The 19979-nt window shown below is 22.6% G+C and carries 14 protein-coding genes; 10 read left to right on the forward strand and 4 right to left on the reverse strand.

The annotated features are described in order from the left end of the window. The coding region (locus N3A58_06520) for a hypothetical protein (protein MCX8059052.1) at positions 1–261 on the forward strand (261 nt) is incomplete at its 5' end. Between the two features lie 136 nt (positions 262–397). Here N3A58_06520 and feoB read toward each other — a convergent pair. From feoB to N3A58_06535, 3 genes are all read right to left on the reverse strand, one after another. Continuing rightward, positions 398–2479 (reverse strand): ferrous iron transport protein B, encoded by a 2082-nt coding sequence (feoB, locus tag N3A58_06525; GenBank protein MCX8059053.1) that lies wholly within the window; start codon positions 2477–2479, stop codon positions 398–400. A gap of 56 nt (positions 2480–2535) precedes the next feature. Next, positions 2536–2760 (reverse strand): ferrous iron transport protein A, encoded by a 225-nt coding sequence (locus tag N3A58_06530; protein ID MCX8059054.1) that lies wholly within the window; start codon positions 2758–2760, stop codon positions 2536–2538. A 194-nt stretch (positions 2761–2954) separates the two neighbouring features. Further along, positions 2955–3335, reverse strand: a complete 381-nt coding sequence (locus tag N3A58_06535) for a metal-dependent transcriptional regulator (GenBank protein MCX8059055.1) — start codon at positions 3333–3335, stop codon at positions 2955–2957. A 285-nt stretch (positions 3336–3620) separates the two neighbouring features. Between N3A58_06535 and N3A58_06540 the strand changes: the two genes are divergently transcribed. The 8 genes from N3A58_06540 to N3A58_06575 all read left to right on the forward strand — a co-directional run bounded on the left by N3A58_06540 (position 3621) and on the right by N3A58_06575 (position 17757). After that, positions 3621–5096, forward strand: a complete 1476-nt coding sequence (locus N3A58_06540) for an ankyrin repeat domain-containing protein (protein ID MCX8059056.1) — start codon at positions 3621–3623, stop codon at positions 5094–5096. Positions 5097–5269: 173 nt separating this feature from the next. After that, positions 5270–6808, forward strand: a complete 1539-nt coding sequence (gene purH / locus N3A58_06545; GenBank protein MCX8059057.1) for a bifunctional phosphoribosylaminoimidazolecarboxamide formyltransferase/IMP cyclohydrolase — start codon at positions 5270–5272, stop codon at positions 6806–6808. Positions 6809–6842: 34 nt separating this feature from the next. Next, on the forward strand, positions 6843–7304 hold the full coding sequence (locus tag N3A58_06550; GenBank protein ID MCX8059058.1) for a hypothetical protein: 462 nt from the start codon (positions 6843–6845) through the stop codon (positions 7302–7304). A 131-nt stretch (positions 7305–7435) separates the two neighbouring features. Then, positions 7436–9355, forward strand: coding sequence for a hypothetical protein (locus tag N3A58_06555; protein ID MCX8059059.1), 1920 nt, complete (start codon positions 7436–7438; stop codon positions 9353–9355). Between the two features lie 135 nt (positions 9356–9490). Continuing rightward, positions 9491–10633 carry a hypothetical protein gene (locus N3A58_06560; protein MCX8059060.1) on the forward strand — a complete coding sequence of 381 codons (1143 nt, stop codon included), beginning with the start codon at positions 9491–9493 and terminating at the stop codon, positions 10631–10633. 518 nt (positions 10634–11151) lie between these two features. Continuing rightward, entirely contained in the window at positions 11152–12915 is a 1764-nt protein-coding gene (locus tag N3A58_06565; GenBank protein MCX8059061.1) for an ABC transporter ATP-binding protein/permease, read from the forward strand. Positions 12916–12995: 80 nt separating this feature from the next. Beyond that, positions 12996–14936: an ABC transporter ATP-binding protein/permease gene (locus N3A58_06570; protein MCX8059062.1), complete on the forward strand. Its 1941-nt coding sequence runs from the start codon at positions 12996–12998 to the stop codon at positions 14934–14936. A 106-nt stretch (positions 14937–15042) separates the two neighbouring features. Continuing rightward, the gene (locus N3A58_06575; protein ID MCX8059063.1) at positions 15043–17757 is read left to right on the forward strand and encodes an SIS domain-containing protein; all 2715 of its coding nucleotides are present in this window, start codon (positions 15043–15045) and stop codon (positions 17755–17757) included. A 5-nt stretch (positions 17758–17762) separates the two neighbouring features. Here the strand turns inward: N3A58_06575 and N3A58_06580 are convergent, their stop codons facing one another. Further along, on the reverse strand, positions 17763–18800 hold the full coding sequence (locus N3A58_06580) for an ATP-grasp domain-containing protein (protein ID MCX8059064.1): 1038 nt from the start codon (positions 18798–18800) through the stop codon (positions 17763–17765). A 277-nt stretch (positions 18801–19077) separates the two neighbouring features. Here N3A58_06580 and N3A58_06585 point away from each other — a divergent pair, with 277 nt between their 5' ends. Then, the gene (locus tag N3A58_06585; GenBank protein MCX8059065.1) at positions 19078–19962 is read left to right on the forward strand and encodes an MBL fold metallo-hydrolase; all 885 of its coding nucleotides are present in this window, start codon (positions 19078–19080) and stop codon (positions 19960–19962) included. The last annotated feature ends 17 nt before the right edge of the window (positions 19963–19979 follow it).

Below are 19979 nucleotides of genomic sequence, written 5' to 3' on the forward strand. Positions count from 1 at the left end.
ATTTTTAATATTATTATTGAAAAAGATCTTTTAATTTTTAATAATATAATTTTTTCATATTATTATTATGCAATTAAGTTTAATTTATATCAAAATATTAATATTTTGTATTCTAATAAGTTAGAAATTTCATTTATAAATAAAATTAATAATTTTAGTTATTATATGAATATTATTTATTATTTTAAGAATTTTTATTTTAATCCCTTTTATAAAATAGATGGCTTATTTTTTCAGATAGGTATTAACATTATATTTTAATAATTTTTATTTAATTGGTTTGTTAAGATAGAAATACTTAAAAAAATGAAAAGCATAATTTATTTTTTTAATGAGAAAAAAAAATAATGAATTTAATAAAAAAGAATTTTGATAAAAAAATAATGATAAGTAATTATTAGAAAAGTAAAATAATAATACTGTATAGTTTTAAAAATAAAAAAGTTACTATCCAAGCTACAAAAATAGGATATATTGTTCCAAAAATTGTCCAGAAAAATGATTTTGTTTCGTTTCTAATTGCTACTAAGGTTGATATACAAGGTACATATAAAGAAACAAAAATTAAGAAGCTTAAGGCAGTAATTGGTTCATAATGCAAAGGTAAAATATTTATAAGGTTTCCACTATTAGCAAAAATTACACCTAAGGTGGAAATAACTAATTCTTTTGCAAAAAATCCACTAATTAAACTTAATGAAAGTCTCCAATCAAAGTTTAAAGGTTTAAAAATGGGACTTAGAATTTTTGATATTTTTCCTGCAATACTTTTTTCAGTTCCATAAAATGATGGATTAGGGAAATATGAAATAAACCAATATAATATTGTAAAAAAGAAAATAAGTGTTCCGGCTTTTTTAAGAAATTCTTTTACTTTTGGAATTGAATAGAAAAGAAGATTTTTTAGTATAGGCATTCTATATGGCGGAAGCTCAATAATTAATCCTTCTGAACTTTTTTTTAGAAATGTTTTATTGAGAATTAAAGCAGTAATAATAGAAAAAATAATACCTAAAAAGTATAAAAAAAACACTACAAAACTTTCATATTTTGAAAAGAAAGCAGAAGTAAAGATTAGATATATAGGTAGTCTCCCTGAGCAAGAGATCAATGGTATCATAAGAATTGTTTTAATTCTTTCCTCTTTTTTTTCAAGAGTCCTTGTTCCCATAATAGCAGGTACATTACATCCAAAACCAAGAATTAATGGTATGAAAGATTTTCCATGGAGACCTAATTTATGAAAAAATTTATCCACTAAAAAAGTAATTCTTGGAAAATAACCTATATCTTCAAGAATTCCAAAAAGAAAAAACATTATAAAAATATATGGTAAAAGAATTAAAATATTTCCTATTCCAGAAATAATTCCATTATTTATTAATGAAATAATTAAATTATTTTTTATAACATTTTCTATTGTATTTGAAAAATATAATAAAATATTTTCTATAATTGAAGAAAAGAAATCTCCTAATTTAAAGGTTAGAAAAAATACAAAAAATATAATTAAAAAAAATAAAGGTAAACCAATAAAATTATTTAATAATATGATATCAGGGGAAAATGTATAGTTTTTTCTTTTTATATTATTTTTACTTATTATTATCTCTTTTTCGATTCCTGCAGCAATGCTATAAATCCAAATATGAAAAATATCATCATATTTAAACTTTTTATAAAAATTATTTTTAATATTTGTTATTTTATTTAGTATTTCTTTTTCTAAGAGTTTACTTAAAAAATTAGAAATATCTTCATCGTTTTCAAAAAATTTTAATGAAAAGAATAGGGAAAAATCTCTATATTTTATGTCAATATTTTCAAAAATTAACTTACTTAAATTTTCTAAATTATTTTTGATTTCAGAGTCTTCAATTGGTATTTTAAATACAGGGAAATAATTATTTTCTTTTCTTCCATTTCCTATTGTTTCAAAATTGTAAAGATAATCTACTATGTTTTTTATTATCAAATTAAGTCCATTCTGTTTTCTTGCATTAGCTTTTACAATTTTTGTATTTAGCATGGTGTTGAGTTTTTTTTCGTTTATATCTAAATTTTTTTCATTAAGTTCATCAATAAAGTTGAAGACTATTATTATAGGTATATTAAGGGTTAAAATTTGAAAAGTTAAAAAAAGATGTCTTTGAATGTTGTTGCTATCAATAATATTGATAATTAGATTGGGTTTTTCATTTATTAAATAATCTCTTGTTATTTTTTCCTCTATTGTTAAGGAAGATAGACTATAAATTCCTGGTAGATCAACTATATTTATTATTTTGTTTCTTAGAGAACTTAATTTAATCTTTGTATCGATATCAATTTCTTTTAAGTCATTATATTGTAAGAAACCTTCTTTTTTTTCAACTGTTACACCAGGCCAATTTCCTACATGTTGATTAGATTTTGTTAGATAATTAAAAATAGTAGTTTTACCAGAATTTGGTTGACCAACTAAGGCTATCTTATACATGTTTTGATCTCCTGTTTAATTAAAAAAATTATCAGGAAAAATATTTGTTAGATTTTCTAACTTATTTTTTGTCCATAAATTTTTTGAGCAATACCTCTGCCTAATGCAATCATTGATCCCTTAACATTTATTATTATTGGTCCTTTGTTTTCATTTTTTATCATTAATATTTCTTCACCAGATAAAAGTCCAAGATCTCTAAGTCTCCTAATAAGACCAGGTCCTCCGTTAATTTTATCTATTCTAAATCTTTCATTATTTTTTATTTCTGTTATACACATTTTCCCCTCTTTTCTTATGATATTTTTCTTATAATATTTTATTTAAAATATTTAAAATTGATATATTTAATTTTTTATATTTGTTGTTTTTTTATTGTAATTAAATTTTAAATTATATAAGATTTTTTTTATTTTTTATAAAATTTTATAAATAAATTAATAAATATAATTATTTAATTTTAAATTATTATCATTTATTTTTTATAGTTTTTCATAAATTCTTCCATTTTTGAAATGGTTTCATTGGAAAGATAATGTTCGATTATACAAGCATCTTTGTAAGAGTTTTCTTCTGAAACATTTAATATTTTTATTAAAAAATTACTTATAAGATTATGTTTATTAAATATTTCATTAGCTTTTTTATATCCTTGGTCTGTAAGGTCAATATAGCCATACTTTTCATGGTCTATATAATTGTATTTAGATAATTCATTTATTGCTTTATTGACTGAAGATTGCTTAACTTTTAAATATTCAGCTATATTTTTAACTCTAACTACTTTATGTTTAAGTAACAATATATATATGGCTTCAAGATAATCTTCAAGACTTTGAGTTAAAATTTTATCCATAATTTATACTCCATAAAATTATATTTAATAAATTTACTTTTATTTTTCATTTAATTAAAAATTTTGCCTTGTATAAAAAATATAGCTAATATAAAAAGATTTAGCCTCAACCAAAATATAAAAAATATTTATAGGATGTCAAGTAAAAATTTGAATTTTTTAATTTTTGAATAAAATTTAATTGTGAGGAATAATAAATATGTAAAGTAATTAATATTTTAATTTTATTTGTTATTTTATTAATTATTTTATAAAACGATATTTTGTAAAAAGAGGAATATTTTTATGAAAAGGAATATTTTAATAATAGTATTTTTAATGCTAATAAATATTGTTTTTTTATCTCAAACAAATACTGACATAGATAAGTTTGTTGAATTATGCAAAAATGGAAAAATTGATCAAATTAAAAAAGAGATTACAAAATTTAGTAATATTAATTTTCTTAATTCTGAAGGAATATCTCCACTTATGGCTGCTGCGGCTTATAATCCTGATGAACTTGTTGTTGATTTTCTTTTAGATAAAGGTGCCTTACATGAATTTAAGGATAAACTTGGCAACACAGCTTCTTTATATGCTGCCAGATATAATAGGAATGAGCTTGTCATACAAACTTTAATAAATAGAGGATCAAGTGTTCATTGGCAAAATAATTATGGTCAAAATGCCTTAATGCTAGCGTCAAGATATAACCCAAATCCTCAAGTTATTTATATTTTAATAGCTAAAGGTGCAAGACTAGACCAAACTACAAATGATTATTTTGGAATGTTACCAGTTATGTATGCTGCATTCAATCCTAATCCACAAATTATTTATATTTATATTGAGAAAGGCGTTAATTTAAATGTCAAAACTTATGATGAATGGACACCTTTGATGTTTGCTGCTGCTTATAACCCAAATCACATTGTTCTTGAATATCTTTTGCAAAGAGGAGCTAATGTTAACGAAGTTAATAAAGATTATATGGATGCTTTAATGATTGCTGCAAAATTTAACGAAAATCCAGAAATAATTAAAACTATTTTAAAATTTGAACCTGATTTAAAAAGAAAAGATTTAAATGGAATGAATGCTTTAATGCATGCTACTGCAAATAATAAAAATGTAGAAGTTATTAGAGTATTATTAAAATCAAAAATAAATATAAATGACTTTGATAATAAAGGTTATAATGCTTTTCATCATGCAGTAAAATCAAATCAAAATATAGAAATAATTAATTTTTTGTTACAAAATGGTTTTAGTTTAAATACATTAACTTTAGATGGTTACAATCCAATTTCTATAGCTGCTAGATATAGAAGTGATCTTGATATATTTAGAATGCTTTTAAAAAATGGAGATAACATAAACCATAAGATTAAAAATGGAGATACTCCATTGATGATTTCAATAAAATATAATAATAGTATTAATGTTATTGAATTTTTATTAAATAATAAAATATTAATTAATGAGTCTAATAATGATGGACAAAATGCTTTGCATTATGCTGTTTTAAGCAGTAATTCACTAGAATTAGCTAAATTGTTAATATCAAGAAATATAGAAATTAATAAAAGAGATAAAAATGGTCAGACTCCACTAATATATGCTGCTAAATTTTTAACAAATTGGGATGTGATTGATATTTTATTAAAAGCAGGTGCAGATAAAAATATTAAAGATAATTTTGGAAAAACAGCTTATGATTATGCAAAAGAAAATCCATATTTATTGGATGATCAGGATAATTTAAATAAATTAAAATAATTTTAATTATAAACATTGAAAAAAATAATACATAGTTTATAAATTTGATCAAATAATTTATATTAAAATTTAATTAGGAATACTAAGTACCTCTGCTTGCTAAGATCTAATATATTAATAATTTCTTTAATTATCAATAAATTAAAATGAATAATGAAACAGAAGGACTTTTTATGAGTTTAGGTTGTGATAATAAAAAATATGCATTAATAAGTGTTTTTGATAAAAATAATGTAGAAAAAATTGTAGAATTTTTAATTAAAAAAAAATATGAAATTATTTCAACTGGTGGGACTTTAAAGTATTTAAGGGAAAAAGGTTTTAGTCCAATAGAAATCTCGGATTATACAGGATTTCCAGAAATCCTTGATGGTAGAGTTAAAACTCTTCATCCTAAAGTTCATGCTGGTATTTTAAGTTTAAGAGATAAGATGGAACACATGGAAACTAATAAAAATTACAATATTCCATATATTGACTTTGTTGTTGTAAACCTTTATCCATTTTTTGAAAAAGTTAATTCTGATTTAAGTTTTAATGAAAAAATTGAATTTATTGATATAGGAGGTCCAACACTTTTAAGAGCTGCTGCTAAAAATTTTAAAGATGTTGTTGTTTTATCTGATCCAAAAGATTATGAATTAGTTATAGATGAATTTGAAAGAAAAGAAAGTATATCTTATGAAACAAGAAAATATCTTGCTTTTAAAGTTTTTAATATGATTTCTAGCTATGATGCTTGTATATCTAATTTTTTGTATGATAAAAGTTATGGTTTTCCTGAGTATCTAAGTTTGTCTTATAAAAAAGATTTTGATTTAAGATATGGTGAAAATCCTCATCAAAAAGCATCCTTTTATATTGATTCTTATTATGATGGTTTTTTTAAAAATTTTGAAAAATTACATGGCAAAGAATTATCTTACAATAATATTAAAGACATTGATGCAGCCTGGAAAATAGCTTGTGAGTTTGAAAACCCTGTTGCTGTTGGTGTAAAGCACAATGTACCATGTTTTGTTGCAGTTGCTGATAATTTATACAATGCTTATTTAAAAGGGTTAAGATGTGATGATATTTCAATTTTTGGAGGAATAGTTGCTTTTAATGGAAAGGTATGTAGTGATCTTGCAAAGAAATTAAATGAAATATTTCTTGAAATTATTATTGCTAATGATTTTAGTGATGAAGCCTTATATATTCTAAAAAAGAAAAAGAATTTGAGAATTATAAAAATTAAAGATAATAAAATTAAACAAAAATATGATTTTTCTCCAGTTGATGGAGGAATACTTTTACAGGAATATGATAATTTTTTATTTGAAGGTTTCAATGTTGTAACATCTAAAGTTCCAGATAACTATTTGAAAGATCAGATGATCTTTGCTTATAAAGTTGTTAAGTATTGTAAATCAAATGCCATAGTTGTAACTACTGATTTTGCAACATCTGGTATTGCTGGAGGTCAAGTTAATAGAATTTGGGCAGCAAAACAAGCATTATCAAGAGCTAAAGATAGATTTAATCAAATTGATGTTCTTGCATCAGATGGTTTTTTCCCATTTCCAGATGTTGTTGAAGAAGCTCTAAAATATGGAGTTAAAGCTATTATTCAACCAGGAGGTTCAATAAAAGATAATGAATCTATAGAACTTGCGGAAAAAAATAACATAATTATGGTAATAACAAATACAAGGCATTTTAAACACTAATAACATCGATATTTTAATATAGAATAAGTTTAATATGGCTAAGACTAGAGCAATAGATTTTCTTCAAAAAAATAATATTAATTTTGAAGTATTTGAATATAATTTTGAAAAAAAAGGAGCAGAATTTGCTGCTGAAGCTTTATCTGTACCATTAGAATCAATGATAAAATCTATTGTTATAAAAGATATAAAAAATTACGATTTTTATTTTTGCCTTATTGGTGGTGATAAGGAAATAGATTTAAAAAAATTAGCTTTTTTTTTAAAAACAAAAAAAGTTGAACTTGCTGAAGTTGATGAAGCTCAAAGAATTACTGGTTATCTTGTAGGAGGAATATCTCCATTTGGATCAAAAAATAAGTTAAAAGTTATAATTGATAAAAAATTGAGCAAATTTGAATATGTTTTCATAAATGGGGGTCAAAGAGGAGTTATATTAAAAATTAAATATATTGATTTAATAAAACTTCTTGATCCTTTAATTATTGAAATATAATTTTTCTTCAAAGTATTTTAATTTAATTAATTTCTTAATTCTTAATTTAGTTTTGTTTTATTTTTTTTTTTAAAAAAGCTAATGTTGTTTAATATTATTGAAATTTTATTAATATTAAATATAATAAAAATATGAAAATAAAAATATTAAATTTTTTCTTTTCTTTATTTAAGAGAAAGAAAAAGTTAAAGTCTTCAAAAATCAGAAGTGTAAAACTAGGGATAAAGTTAAAATTAATATTAACATTCAGTGTTATTTTTCTTTTGATTTTATCTATAATTTTATTTTTTAACTACTTTTATCAAAATAGAATTATTTTAATTGAAAAATTTAATAGAGCATCGATTTTGAATACTATTTTAAGTAATGTTTCTGAAATATTTATGGAAGAAAGCCTTTTTTCCTCTTCACTTGAAAAAGAGAGTAAAAGAAATTTTGTTAAAAACAGTATAGTAAATTTTATTAATATTAATAAAGATGTTGTTCAAGTAATAATTGTTGATGATAGAATGAGAATTCTTGTAAATGAAGGAAATAATGTAATAAGTTCAAAAGATATTAGCAGTCTTAAGATAAAAGATAAGTTTAGTCAAAATAGTTATGATATAATTAAAAACAAAAAAGTTATAGTATATGAAAATAATAATAATAGTAGTAAAGAAAGCAATAATAAAGATAGCAAAAATCAAAAATATAGAGTTTTGAAATTAAAATATAAAATACTTTTACAACCTATTTTTTTAAATTTTGGTTTATTAGTTTCAATTAATAATGATTTTGATAAGATTTTTAAAACTTATTATGATAAAGGATTATCAACAAAAAGCAAAGATTACTATGTTAATTATTTAATTAAAAAGTACAATAGTTTTTTATCAGAAGATATTACTAGAAAAGAATCAAAATACTATGGAGATTTAGATTTTATTTTTTTTAATTTATACAAAGAAGCTTTTAATTTTAGAAAAGGTAAGTTTGAAAAAAAAGATGAATGGCTTTGTAATATTTATTGGCTAATTAATTTGAAAATTAAGCAGCAAAAGGCTTTAGAAGATAAAAATATAACTTTAGCTGCTAATATAACAAATGAAATTTATAAAAATTTTCTTGTATTAAGAGATTATGCTGAAAAGTTTAGGTTTCTTGGGAATGTTTTGATTGTTTTAGATATTACTAATATTCAAAAAGAAATAAATAAAGGTTTAAGAATCATATTCATAATTTTTTTAGTGATATATTTATTATCAATCATTTTGATTTCATTAATATCAAAGATATTTGTTAAAAATATTAAAATACTTGAAAATTGGGGACTCGAAGTTAGTAAAGGGAATCTTGATGCAAAAATCAAAATAAATTCAATGGATGAAGTCGGGAGACTTTCAGATATATTTAATATAATGTTATCTGAATTGATACAAAAATATCACCTTGAAAGGTATGTTTCAAAGGGGACAATTAATTTAATAAAAGATATGCAAGATAAATCTCAAAACTTAAATCTTAAGGAAAGAAGAAATTTTGCTTTTTTATTTTCAGATATTAGAGGCTTTACCTCTTTTTCAGAGAAAAGTTCTCCAGATGATGTAATAAGCATATTAAATATTTATTTGGATGCTCAGTCTAAAATAATTAAAAAAAATAAGGGAGATATAGATAATTTTGTTGGAGATCAAGTAGTCGCTCATTTTAAAGGTGAAAAAAGAGTTGATAATTGTATCAGAACAGCAATTGAAATAATAAATTATATAGAAGAGCTTAATATTAAAAGAAAAAAAGATAATTTACCAATTTTTGAAGTAGGCATAGGTCTCCATATGGGGGATGTAGTAGTAGGGAATATAGGATCAGACTTTAGAATGCTTTTTACCTGTATAGGTGATGCTGTAAATACTACAGCAAGATTATGCTCAATTGCTAAACCTATGGAAATATTATGTTCTGAAGAAATTTATCTTAATTCTAAAAGCAAAGAAAAATTTGTAGAGTTTAATGAAGTCAAACTTAAAGGAAAAGAAAAAGAAATAAAAATATATAAAATTAAAATGTAATTAGCTTGTAATTTCATTATTTTATGATTAATTTTTCTTAAATAAAAATAATTAAATTTCAAATTGGAATTAATGTTTTATCTTTTTAGGTTTATTAATAATTTTAATATTTTAATTTTCAAAAAGGATCTTTTAATGAAAAAAGTTAAGGCAATTACATATAAAACATTTATATTATTAATTTTATTAGTTTTAATTTTTTTATTTTTTTCTTACAAAATGGGGCTTGCAAATTTTATTTCTACTATAATGAAAACAGCACATGATCTATTACTTAATACATGTTTTTTCATAATGGCTTTGTCGGTAATATCAGGTGCTTTTGGTTCTTTTCTTGTAGAGTTTGGTATTATTTCTCTATTAAACAAAATACTTGCTCCAGTTATAAAAGTATTTTGGGGGTTACCTGGAGCTGCTGCTATTGGAGCTTTGTCAACTTATATTTCTGATAATCCCGCAATAATAGCACTTGCTAAAGATAAGAATTTTATGAGTTATTTTGAAGATTATCAAAAACCAGCATTAACTAATTTTGGAACATCTTTTGGTATGGGCTTAATTATTACTGCTTATATGTTTTCTAAAGGGTTTTTTATTGAAGCTCTAATTGGCAATGTTGGGACTGTTATAGGATCTATTTTTTCAACTAGAATGATGATAAATTATTCAAAAAAATACTTTGCTACTCATAAAGACTTTAAACATCTTAATTTACATGAAAAGGATAAAGAAGATCTATTGAATTATAGATATATTAGAGAAGGAAACTATTTTCAAAGACTCTTAGATTCTATTTTAGATGGAGGTAAGAATGGTCTTGAGATGGGATTTCAAATTATACCAGGGGTTTTAATTATTTGTACCTTTGTCTTGCTCGTTACTTTTGATTCAGGAGGTCACTATAATGGTTCAGCTTATCAGGGTGTACCAATTTTACCTTTTATAGGTTCATTAATATTTAAACCATTAAAATTCTTATTCGGATTCTCTTCTCCAGAATCTATAGCTTTTCCTGTAACTTCACTTGGTGCTGTTGGGGCTGCTTTAGGTTTAATACCAAAATTTTTACAAGCAGGATTAATAAAAGCTAATGATATAGCAGTATTTACAGCAATAGGAATGACCTGGTCTGGTTATCTATCAACTCATGTTGGTATGATGGATGCATTAGGGTATAGAGATCTTACATCTAAAGCTATTATTTCACACACAATAGGGGGTTTAATTGCTGGTATTTCTGCTAATTACATTTATTTTTTGTTTTTTAAAATATTTTAGTTTCTTTATAAATTAAAATAAATAAATTGATAGATTATTAAGTTAAAAATAGTTAAGTAAATTTAATTAAAATTTTATTGACAAAAAAAATGTTTGCTTCTATTCTTTTTATGAATGGAGGTTAAAAAATGATTAATCAATTAAATATAAGCAAAATAATTTTTAATATATTATTATATATATTAATATGAGCCAATCCTTAATTATTATTTTCTAATAATAAAAATTATTCAATTTGATAATGGTTAATGATTTTTAAATTAGCTAAATAAAGTAATAATTTAAATTAAAACTTGTAGATATAAATATATAAAATTTAAATTATTGAAATATAAGATTTAGTCAATTTACGTAGAATGATTTGATTTACTTTCAAGTAAAATTAGAGGATTGGTTCAAAATCTTTGCTAATCCTCTATGATAAGTAGGATATTATATTAAGATTAAAGATAATAATTATAAAATATAGAATCCCTCTGGATTAGCATCCAGAGGGATTTTTATTAAGGAGATATAACATGAATTATAAAAGAAACAAAATAGATAGTAGTAAAATGAGGAAAAATAAAAAAATTAATAAATATAGTATACTTTTTGATCTAATCAAAAAAAATTATAAGATTTTTTTTATTGCTATAATTATTATTTTGCTATCAAATATAGTTAATATAATAATTCCAATAATTACAAAAAATGTAATAGATATTTATATTAAAAATAAAGATTTAGTTGGTTTTTATAATGAACTTATTAAACTATTTATTCTTATTATGGTATTTAGTTTAATTACTTTTTTTAACATTTATACCAATGAGTATTTAGGACAAAATATTTTGTTTAGCTTAAAGAAGAAAGTTTTTGATCATCTTATATACCTTCCAAGTAATTATTTTGATAAAACCCCAGTTGGAAAATTTATATCAAGAATAGAATCTGATGGAGAAGCTGTTAGAATTTTTATTACTAATTCAATACTTTTAATATTAAATGATATAATTTTGTTTATTGGTATGTTAATTGTTATGATTAATAAATCCCCGGTTTTAACTTTATTTTTAATGATAGTAGTTGTTTTTTTAGCTATTTTTTCTGTATGGTATAAAAACAGGATTTATCCTATATGGGAAAAATTTAGAAAAGTATTCTCTTCTATGACTGGTGTTTTATCTGATATAATTAAAGGATCTATCTTATTAAAATTAAATAATTTAGAAGGTTGGGGCATCAATAAACTAAACAATGAATTAAAAAAAATATTTATATTAGGAAAAAAAGGTGATTTCATTGATAGTTTATATCATAATACTTTATTTATTTTTGAATCTTTAACAATAGCTTTAATTATATGGATTACTGTTTTTAAGACATCAATTGTTAAGGTAAATTTCTCAGTTGGTTTATTATACCTTTTTACTTCTTATATAAGACAATTTTTTGGGCCTATTAAAAATCTTACCCAACAATATCAAGAGGTTCAAAAAGCTTTAGCTGCTTTATCTAGAATTGAAGAGATACTAAATATTGAAAAAGAAGATTTTTCTGGATTGGATATCAATGATTTTAAGGATAAAATAGTATTTAATAATGTTTCATTTTCTTATGATAATAGGAAAATAGTTTTAAAAAATGTATCTTTTACCATAAAAAAAGGTGAAAAAGTTGCTCTTGTAGGTAAAACAGGGTCAGGGAAAACCACTATTATTTCTATTTTATTAAGATTGTATGATGGATATAAAGGTTCTATAAAAATCGATGGTATAGAATTAAAAAATATAAACAAAGGAGCTTTAAGAAATTTATTTTCAACAGTTTTTCAAGATATTTTTTTGTTTGAAGATAATGTTAAAAATAATATTACAATAGGAAAAAATATTGATGATGATTATATTTTTAGTTTTCTTGACAATATAGGAATAAAAGAATATTTTAAAAGATTTTCTAATGGTTTGTATACAAATATAGGAAATGAAGCCACTAATATTTCTACAGGTGAAAAACAATTAGTTTCTATAGTTAGGACCTACTTAAGAAACTCTGAAATTTTTATTTTTGATGAAGCTACAGCATCTATTGATAGGGAGACAGAAGATTTAATTTATAAATCATTAAACAAATTTTCTAAAGATAAAACATGTATTATTATTGCTCATAAATTATCAACTATAAAAAATGTTGATAAAATTATAGTTTTTCATAACGGAGAAGTTATAGAAGAAGGTAGTTATAATGAGTTAGTAAGTAAAAATGGTTATTTTGCTGAGCTTGTAAATATAAAAACATAAATTTCTTATACAAAAATTAAAATATGTTAAATTAATAAATAAATTTATAGAAATATATTTACTAATTTTAAGGAATGCTTATGAAAAAGTTATTAAAATATATTTTAAAATATTGGAAAGAACATAAATGGAGAATATCAATATTAATTGTTTTTTCCATAATTAGTACTATTATAATGGTTTATTGGCCTGTTATTCTCAAAAATGTTATAGACTCAATAACAGAAAATTTAAAGTTGAATAATGTATTAAAAAATCTTTTTATTTTTGTTATTTTATCTTTTCTTTTTGTATTTTTTTATACTTCGATACAATTAAATAGAATTTTCATTAATAGATCTTTCTTTTTTAAGATGACTCTTGATCTTGTTATATTTATACTAAAACAATCCAAAAAATTTTTTAATAAATTCAAAACAGGAGATATTCTAACAAGAATTATAGATGATATACAAAATTTGTCTTGGTTTTCATGTTCTGGAATATTTAGGTTTTTTGATGCTCTATCAATAATTATTTTTTCTTTTGTAGTTATGATTAGTTTGTCTCCACAAATTACTCTTTTTATTTTAATACCAATTATTTTAATATTTATTAATATTGTTTTAATTGAGAAAAAACTTGACTATGCTTATGAACAATTGCAAAAAAGTATTTCTGAAGTTAATGATAATATTGAAAAAGCTTTTTCTGCTATAAAAATTATTAAAAGTTGTAATATGGAAGAATTTTCATCAAAAGAGTTTGAATTATTAATGAATAAAAGAAAAAACAAGGAATTAAGAATTGTATTATTAGATGCTATTTGGCATGGTTCAAATATGTTTTATATGAATCTTGGATTTTTTATTATAATTTTATTTTCGGGGAAATTCGTTATTGCGGGTACTTTAAGTTTGGGCACATTTATAGCTTTTACACAATACTATTATACTATTAATGAATATTTTTATTCTATAGTTTATTTTTTTGTAAATTTAAAAAGGAATACTATTGCTTCTAAAAGAATTATGGAACTTTATGAAAATGATTCTATACTAAAATATGATAAAATATTTTATGAAGGATATAAGAGTTTAATAAATATTGAAAATATTGAAAAAATAGAGTTTAAAAACGTTACATTAAAGTTTGGTGATAGAACTATATTTGAAAATTTAAATTTGACAATAAATAAGGGAGATTTTATTGGTATAAAAGGTAAAGTAGGAAGTGGTAAAACATTATTATGTGATTTAATAGTTGGTAATGAAATGCCATCTTCAGGAGAAATATTAGTAAATGGTATACCAATCGAGAAAATAAATATAAAAAGTTATAGAGCCAATTTTGGATATGTTTTACAAGAACCTTTGCTTTTTTCTGAATCAATTAAGGAAAACATTACTTTTAGTAATTTTAATTCTAGAAAATTAGATAACTTAAATTTCTCCAATATTGAAGATAGTTTTTATTATGAATATGAAAAAAGAAAATTTTTTGATTTTTTTAAAAAGATAGATAGGGAGATTAAAATTGATGAAGATGAAGAATTAAAAAAAAGAGAAGAATTAAATAAAGATCAAAATTATAAAATGATCCAAGAATTTAATAAAAATGAAGATATAAAAGAAATATTTAATTATAAAAAATTAGAAAAAGTTCAAATCGATGAATTTAAAGAAAATGAAAAATATAACTTAAATTATTTGATTAAAATTGATGAAAATCTTATAGAATCTATTAATTTTGCTAACTTAACTGATGATATAAAAATGTTTCCTGATGGAATAAATACTAAAGTTGGAACTAAAGGAATAATGGTTTCTGGCGGACAAAGAGAAAGGATAACAATAGCAAGAGCAATTTATAAAAAACCGAACATTTATATATTTGATGATTCTACTAGATCTCTTGATGCTAAAACTGAGCATAAAGTTATTAAAAATATTAAAGCATTAAGTAAAAATAATACCATTATTATGGTTACTCATAGAATTGAATCTTTAAAATATGCAGATAAAATAATTGAATTAGGCTAATATTATAAAATTAGTTAATAATTTAATATAAGTAAAGTTAAATTTTTGTGCTATATTTTTTGTAGTTAATTAAATAAAAAAATTAATAAGAAATTTTGGAGTATTTATGTGTGGTATAGTTTCTATTATTTATGAGAAAGAAAATAAAAAAATGGGTATAGAAGCATGTAATTTGCTCAAAAAACTAGAATATAGAGGTTATGATTCTACTGGGGCTGCATTTATAGATGATAAAGGTAACATTATATTAAAGAAAAAAGTAGGTGCTCCTTCAAAAGTTGTCCATGATTTAAATATTGATAAATTCGCAGGCAAAACCTTTATTGGTCAAGTAAGGTGGGCAACTTTTGGTTCAGTTACCGATAAGAATTCTCAACCACATGAAGTAAATTGTTTTATAAATCTTATTGGAGCACACAATGGTAATATTTCTAACTGTGATACACTTAAAGAATTTTTAGCAGAATCTGGTCATAAAATTATTTCAGATAATGATGGTGAGATAATAGTGCATTTAGTAGAACATTTTTACAACATTAATCTTAAAAATTTTGATAAAGAAAATATTTATGAATCGAATGATTTTGATAATTTTAATAAAATTTTTACTAATATTTTTAAATTTGATAATTTTAATAATGGAAAAAATAAAAACAATTTTAATAATATCCACAAAAAATTATTTTGTTTTATAGATGCCATAAGAAAAGCCGATGAAAAGGCAAATGGGTCATATGCAGCAGCAATAATAGATCCTGAAATAGATGGAATTTTTGCTATAAAATCTGGATCTTCTTTATATGCTGGGATTGGTGAGGATGAAAATGGCAAATTTATTTTGGTATCAAGTGATCTAACATCAGTTTTAAGTAAAACTAGATTTCTTATCCCAATTAAAGAAGGGGAAGGTATATTCTTTAACTACAATAATTATTTTATATTTAATCTTTCTGGTAGATTAAACATTATAAAACCTGAGGCAAAAAGATCAAAATTGAATTTAAAGGATACTACACTTTCTCCAAGATATCATTTTTATATGGAACAGGAAATATTTTCATCTTCATCAAATATTGATGAAATATTATTGTATTATTTTTATGATACCAAAGAGGAGAAATTATTTGATTTTTTTGAACAAAACAAAGAGGATTTTTATAAGTTATTTTCAGATTTTACTGGATTAAGTTTGAAAAAAAATGAAGACGAACTAAAAAAAGAATTTAATGATTTTATTAATTCTAATTTGTTTAATGAATTATGGATAAAGTATAAAAATATTGCTATAATAAGTTTAATTTATTCTAGAAAAGAGTTTATATCTTCGGAAAAACAATTTCTTTCTGAATTAATAAAATTTGCTGATATAGAAGATAAACTTTTTTTAATAGATAATATGATTTTATGGAAAAAGAAGAGAAAGATTATTCATTTTTTTAATTTTTTAATTTATCTCATAATTATTTCTTATTTAAAAGGTGGGAGAATATTTACAATAGCAAGTGGGACATCTTATCATGCTTGCCTAACTGGTTCATATTTTTTTAATAATCTTACTAAAATATCTCTAATTGCAACTAATCCCGGAGGTTTTAGATCAGTGTATTTAAATGGGGTTAAAAAAGATGATATTATTATTGTTGTTACTCAATCTGGTGAAACAAAAGATTTAGTTGATATTATTCAAGATATAAAAAAATTATGTAATGATGTTCATATTGTAAGTTTGGTTAATAATGAAAATTCTAGAATTCCACAAGAATTATCAGATTTTTATCTTCCAATATTGTGTGGTCCTGAAATAGCTGTTGCAGCAACAAAATCTTTTATAAGTCAGATACTACTTTTTTATATGATTGCATTTAGAATCTCAAAGATATTTGAAGATAGTAACCTTGATAGTGAAAGAAATTTTGATTCAATTTACCCTTTATTAAAGAGAACATCCTTAAAATTTAATGATGAATTAAAAACAAAAATTTATAAAATAAAAGAATTAATTGATGATTCATTAAAAAAAACAGATAAAGATTTAACTGAAGTTGCATTAAAATTATATTTAAAACCATCAATACATATTTTAGGTACTTCACTTATTGGTATTGCTAAAGAAGGAGCATTGAAAATAAGAGAAGTTGTTTTAAATCATACTGAAGGTTATGATTCAGCTGAGTTCAAGCATGGACCAAATACTATATTAGGCAAGAATACAATTTTTTCAATAGAAGAGGTTACAAAACTTTTTTCAGATTTTGTCAACTTTTTAAAGATTAAAATGGATAAAAACAAAATAGATTTAACAAGTGAGATTGTTAACGATTTCTTTAAAGCTTTGTTAAGTTGTGGACTTGATAATGATAAGAATTTTTTTGAAAATTTTAATGAAAATAATGCAAGTAATATAGAAAGATTAATTTTTGATTTTAAAAAAAGTATAAATATTGAAAATTATTTTTCAAACTATCCACTAATATTTATATGTAATAGCGATGATAGAGATAAAAGAATTACAATTTCTCAGATTCATACTCATAAGATAAGAGGAGCTGATATAATATTAATAGCTGAAAATGATGATGAGTTATATAAAGCTATTTCAAATAGTCCAGCAGATTCAAAAAATTACTATTATAAGTTTATAGAAGTAAAAGAAACAGATGATAAGAATCTATTTGTTTTTCCTGTAACTGTAATATTACAAAATTTAGCTTTTAAAATGTCAGTTATGAAAATGAAATATTTAAATTCACTTCATATTGAGAACCATGGAGTACATCCAGATGCTCCGAAAAATGTTTCAAAATCAATAACTGTTGACTAAAAAAATTAAACCATTACTTGTTTATAATTTGCTCTATTTAATGCAGAGTTTACAATAAATTTTATCAAATCTATATAAGAAAAATCAAACATAGAAGCAATTATTGGTAAATCTGAATGAGTTGGATGTAACCCTGCTAAAGGATTTATTTCAAGAAAATGTGGTACACCATTTTTATCTAGTCTTATATCAACCCTTGAAGAATCTTTACAATTTAATATTTTGTGAACTTCAAGTGCAATTTTTGAAGCTTCTTTTGCATTTTCATCTTCAGCTTTTTTATAATAAACTAATTTTTCACAATTTTCTTTGTTATAATAAGAATATACTTCTTCTTCTGCATTTTCTTTTAATATTATTTCCATTGCTCCTAATATTTTTGAGTTTTCTCCAGTACCAAGAATAGCAACTGTATATTCTTTACCAGGAAGAAATTCTTCTATGATTGCAGGTTGTTTATATTTTCTGATTATTTCTTCTGTTTGTATTTCAAGTTCTCTAAAATTTAATACCTTAGAATTTTTAGAAACTCCAATTCCTGTCCCACCAGCAATTGGCTTTACAAAAAGAGGGAAGTTGATATTTAATTTTTTAATCTCATTTATTTTTTTATTTAATTCATCTAAATTTTCTATAATATAAAAATCAGGAGTTTTTATTTTATGATTTTTAACTATCTCTTTAGCATATCCTTTATGCAAAGCTATGCTTAAAGTTAATGGATCTGAAAATGTGTAAGGAATTTGGTAAGCATCAAGTATAGCTGGAACTTGTGATTCTCTTCCATATCCATAAATTCCTTCACATATATTGAATACAAGGTCCCATCTTTTACCATCTGATAAATTTTTTATAAGATTTTTTATGTTTCCTATTCGTTCGGTGTGAAAACCTAGAGATTGTAAAGTGTTTTCAATTGAGATAATAGTTTCTTCCGAATCGAATTCTGCTAATTCCTCTTCTGTTAAACCTAAATTTACATAGTCTTTTCTTAAATCATATGTTAAACCAATCTTAATAGAACTCGAACTGGGGTAGTCCATAATTACTCCTTAAATTTTTTTCTTTTATATTAGCAATATAAAAATAAATTACAATTATTAATTTTAAAAAAATTAAAAATATTATATTATTTTTTAATATGTTGAAATAATTATTTTATGTTTTAATATATAAATATAAAAAGTAAATTTTTATATTTTAAAACTAAATTTTAATATAAATTTCTAAAAATAACATAATTATTAAAAAAAATTAAAGATTAAATTAATAAAAATTTAAATGAAAATATTTTAAGTAAAAATATTTAAGGAATAAATTATGAAAATTAAATTTTATGGAGTCAGAGGGAGTCATCCAGTTCCAGGTAATACAACAGTTAGATATGGAGGAAACACAAGTTGTGTTACAGTATATAAAGTAATTGAAAATAATAAAATATTAAGGATAATCATAGATTCTGGTTCAGGAATTGTTAAACTTGGTAAGGAAATAATGCAAAATTGGGAAAATGAAATAAAACCATTAACTATATTATTTACTCATTTACATCCAGACCATACTGCAGAATTTCCTTTTTTTGCTCCAAACTATAGAGAAGATGCGGTTATAAATATGTATGGAATGCAAGCATTAAAAATGCATGTAGGCAAAGTGATTGAAAGAAATATGATTCCACCAAACTTTCCTATAGAGTATAAAGATTTAAAAAGTAGAAGAAATCATTATGTTATTAAAGATAATTCAAAGTTTAAATTGTCTTATAATGGAAGGGATTATTTTGAAATTAATGCAATGCAGTCTTTTGCCCCTTCTCATCCTCAACAGGGAGCTATTTATTATAAAATAATAGATTTAGAAAATGGTAGTTCTCTATCGTGTATTTGGGATATAGAATCTAAAATTGGGGGAGATAAGGCTGTTATTAATTTTGCAAAAGATTCTGATGTTATGATTCATGATACTCAATATACAGAAGAAGAATATATATCTTCTAAATTTATTGTTCAAGGATTTGGGCATTCAACTTATGAAATGGCTATAGAAAATGCTAACCAAGCCAATATAAAAAAATATCTTATATGTACCCATTTTAATACAACTCATTCAGATGAGAAATTGGATCAAATTCAAAAAGATTTAAATAAAAGGAATTTTAAATTTAAAGTTATTTTAGCTTATGAAGGTTTAGAAATTGAATTATAAAAAATATTCTGGAGCTT

This window comes from Spirochaetota bacterium (assembly GCA_026415295.1).
Classification (GTDB): Bacteria; Spirochaetota; JAAYUW01; order JAAYUW01; family JAOAHJ01; genus JAOAHJ01.